This is a genomic window from Streptomyces sp. NRRL WC-3549 (assembly GCF_000721935.1).
Lineage (GTDB): Bacteria > Actinomycetota > Actinomycetes > Streptomycetales > Streptomycetaceae > Streptomyces.
In genome coordinates, this window is the sequence record NZ_KL585393.1 from 107020 (window position 1) to 109523 (window position 2504).

Consider the following 2504-nt stretch of genomic DNA (forward strand, 5'->3'; position numbering starts at 1 on the left):
GTGGGGGCAGGGGGCCGCGGAAGCGGGCCGCTCCCCTCCCCGCCTCACCCGTGCGCGCCGTGGGCCGCTCGCTGGGGCCTGTGTCACACCGCCGAGTGGTTACGTCACGGCGCGTCACGGCCTAGGGTCGTGGCCATGTTCGCCGCCTACGCCGCACGCATCGACCGCGACCAGCCCCTCGACGGCCTCGAACTGGGCGAACGCCCCGCACCCGAGGCGCGACCCGGCTGGACCACCGTCCAGGTCAAGGCCGCCTCCCTCAACCACCACGACCTGTGGTCCCTGCGCGGGGTCGGACTCTCCGAGGACAAGCTGCCCATGATCCTCGGCTGCGACGCCGCCGGGATCGACCAGGACGGCAACGAGGTCGTCCTGCACTCCGTCATCGGCCAGACCGGCCACGGGGTCGGCCCCGACGAGCCGCGCTCCATCCTCACCGAGCGCTATCAGGGGACCTTCGCCGAGCAGGTCACCGTCCCCAGCTGGAACGTCCTGCCCAAGCCCAGGGAGCTGACGTTCGAGCAGGCCGCCTGTCTGCCCACGGCCTGGCTGACGGCGTACCGCATGCTCTTCACCAACGCCGGTGTGCGGCCCGGGGACTCCGTACTCGTGCAGGGGGCCGGGGGCGGTGTGGCCACGGCGGCGATCGTGCTCGGCAAGGCCGCCGGGCTGCGGGTGTACGCCACCAGCCGCGACGAGGCCAAGCGCAGGAGGGCCGTGGAGCTGGGCGCCGTCGAGGCGTACGAGCCCGGAGCGCGGCTGCCGCGACGGGTCGACGCGGTGATCGAGACGGTCGGCGCCGCGACCTGGTCCCACTCGGTGAAGTCGCTCCGTCCCGGGGGCACTCTGGTCATCTCGGGCGCGACGAGCGGCGATCGGCCCTCGCACGCGGAGCTCACCCGCATCTTCTTCCTGGAACTCAAGGTCGTCGGCTCCACGATGGGCACCAAGGACGAGCTGGAGGACCTGCTGTCGTTCTGTGTGGCCACCGGTGTACGGCCCGTCATCGACGCGGCTCTGCCGCTCGACCGGGCCCGGGAGGGGTTCGAACGGCTCGCCGCGGGCGACCTGTTCGGGAAGATCGTGCTGACCGCCCCGTGACGGCGGCTGCCGGAGGGCGGTCGCCCGTCCGCTTCCTTCTGCGGCCCTGGTATCCGTCCGACGCGCCTGCCGTGCTGCGCGCCTTCGCGCCGGACGAGATGGCGCGGCAGTCGGGCGGCCGCCCGGTCGCCACTCCCGCCGACGCGCTGGACTGGATCACCCGATGGGAGCGGGAGCGCGGGGCCGGTACGGGATACGCCTGGGCCGTCGTCCGCGAAGGGGCGGACGAGGCCCTCGGCTGCGTGGCCGTGACCGCGATGAACCAGGTCCACGACTGCGGCTGGGTGTCGTACTGGACCACCGGGGCGGCCCGCGGCTCGGGCGTGGCCACGGCCGGTGTGCGGGCGCTCGCCCGCTGGGCCTTCGACGAGCTGGGGCTGTACCGGCTGGAGCTCGGGCACCGGACGGACAACGCCGCCTCCTGCGGGGTGGCCCGGCGGGCCGGCTTCGCCGCCGAGGGCGTCGAACGCGAAAAGCTGCGGTACGGGGACACCCGGTACGACGTGGAACGCCACGCCCGCCTCGCCACGGATCGTGTCAACTTCGGTTGACAGGGGCTTGAATGTCAACGTACGTTGACGTCATGACCGAAGCAACGGATCTCGCCGCGCGTGCCGGTGACCGTGACCCGCGTGTCGGGTTGCGTGCGGTCGCCGCGTTGCGGCGGCTGCTGGAACAGCTCGAAGCCGTCCAAGTGAGAAGCGCCCGTGTCCAGGGCTGGTCGTGGCAGGAGATCGCCGCCGAGCTGGGCGTCAGCCGGCAGGCCGTACACAAGAAGTACGGGAGGCATTGATGTTCGAGCGCTTCACCCAAGGGGCCCGCACCGCGGTGACCGGTGCCGTGGCGCAAGCCGAGCGGGCCGGGGCGGATGCCGTCACGGAGGAGCACCTGCTGTTCTCCTTGCTGGACGGCGAGGGCGGCCGGTCCGCGTTGGCCGTCAGCGCTCTGGGGCTGACCGGCCGCCGGGAGTCGCTGGAGGCGGCGTTCGCCGAGGTCCGCAGGCGTGGCGGGCTGACCAGGGCCGACGAGGAGGCCCTGGCCGGAATCGGCGTCGACGTCGGCGCGATCGTCGCCAGGATCGAGGACGCGCACGGCGAGGGCGCCCTGGGCGGCGACCGCAGGGATCGCCGCTGGTGGTCGGGGCGCCGCGGCTTCACCGGCGGTGCGAAGAAGGTCGTGGAGAAGGCCCTGCGCATCGCGCTCGGCCGGGGTGACCGCTTCGTCGGTGAGGAGCACCTGCTGCTGGCGCTGACGGCCGGCCCCGGAACCGTCGCCGAGGTGCTCGCCGACCACGGGGCGACGTACACGACGGTGGAGCGGGCGCTGTACGGGACCGGGGGAGAGGGCGTGGCCGAGGCGAGCTGACGCGCCCGCCGAGGCCGGTGGCCGGACTCGGCTCCCCC

At 73.4% G+C, this 2504-nt stretch carries 4 protein-coding genes; all 4 read left to right on the forward strand.

Features of this window, described 5'->3' with window-relative positions; all coding sequences use genetic code 11:
* The first annotated feature begins 135 nt into the window (after positions 1 to 135).
* The 4 genes from IH13_RS0110420 to IH13_RS0110435 are packed head-to-tail and all read left to right on the forward strand — an operon-like array spanning position 136 to position 2466.
* Entirely contained in the window at positions 136 to 1101 is a 966-nt protein-coding gene (locus IH13_RS0110420; RefSeq protein WP_031083154.1) for a zinc-binding dehydrogenase, read from the forward strand.
* 38 nt (positions 1102 to 1139) lie between these two features.
* Positions 1140 to 1652 (forward strand): GNAT family N-acetyltransferase, encoded by a 513-nt coding sequence (locus tag IH13_RS0110425; protein ID WP_420713349.1) that lies wholly within the window; start codon positions 1140 to 1142, stop codon positions 1650 to 1652.
* 32 nt (positions 1653 to 1684) lie between these two features.
* Positions 1685 to 1894, forward strand: coding sequence for a sigma factor-like helix-turn-helix DNA-binding protein (locus tag IH13_RS0110430; protein ID WP_014154112.1), 210 nt, complete (start codon positions 1685 to 1687; stop codon positions 1892 to 1894).
* A complete protein-coding gene (locus IH13_RS0110435; RefSeq protein WP_031083161.1) occupies positions 1894 to 2466 on the forward strand; it encodes a Clp protease N-terminal domain-containing protein in 573 nt (190 codons plus the stop codon). Before IH13_RS0110430 ends, IH13_RS0110435 begins: the two co-directional genes overlap by 1 nt.
* Positions 2467 to 2504 lie beyond the last annotated feature (38 nt).

What these genes read in the sequence shown, in the direction of transcription:
- IH13_RS0110420 (WP_031083154.1), top strand. Translation starts at nt 136, where the DNA reads ATGTTCGCCGCCTACGCCGCACGCATCGACCGCGACCAGCCCCTCGAC.
- IH13_RS0110430 (WP_014154112.1), top strand. Translation starts at nt 1,685, where the DNA reads ATGACCGAAGCAACGGATCTCGCCGCGCGTGCCGGTGACCGTGACCCG.
- IH13_RS0110435 (WP_031083161.1), top strand. Translation starts at nt 1,894, where the DNA reads ATGTTCGAGCGCTTCACCCAAGGGGCCCGCACCGCGGTGACCGGTGCC.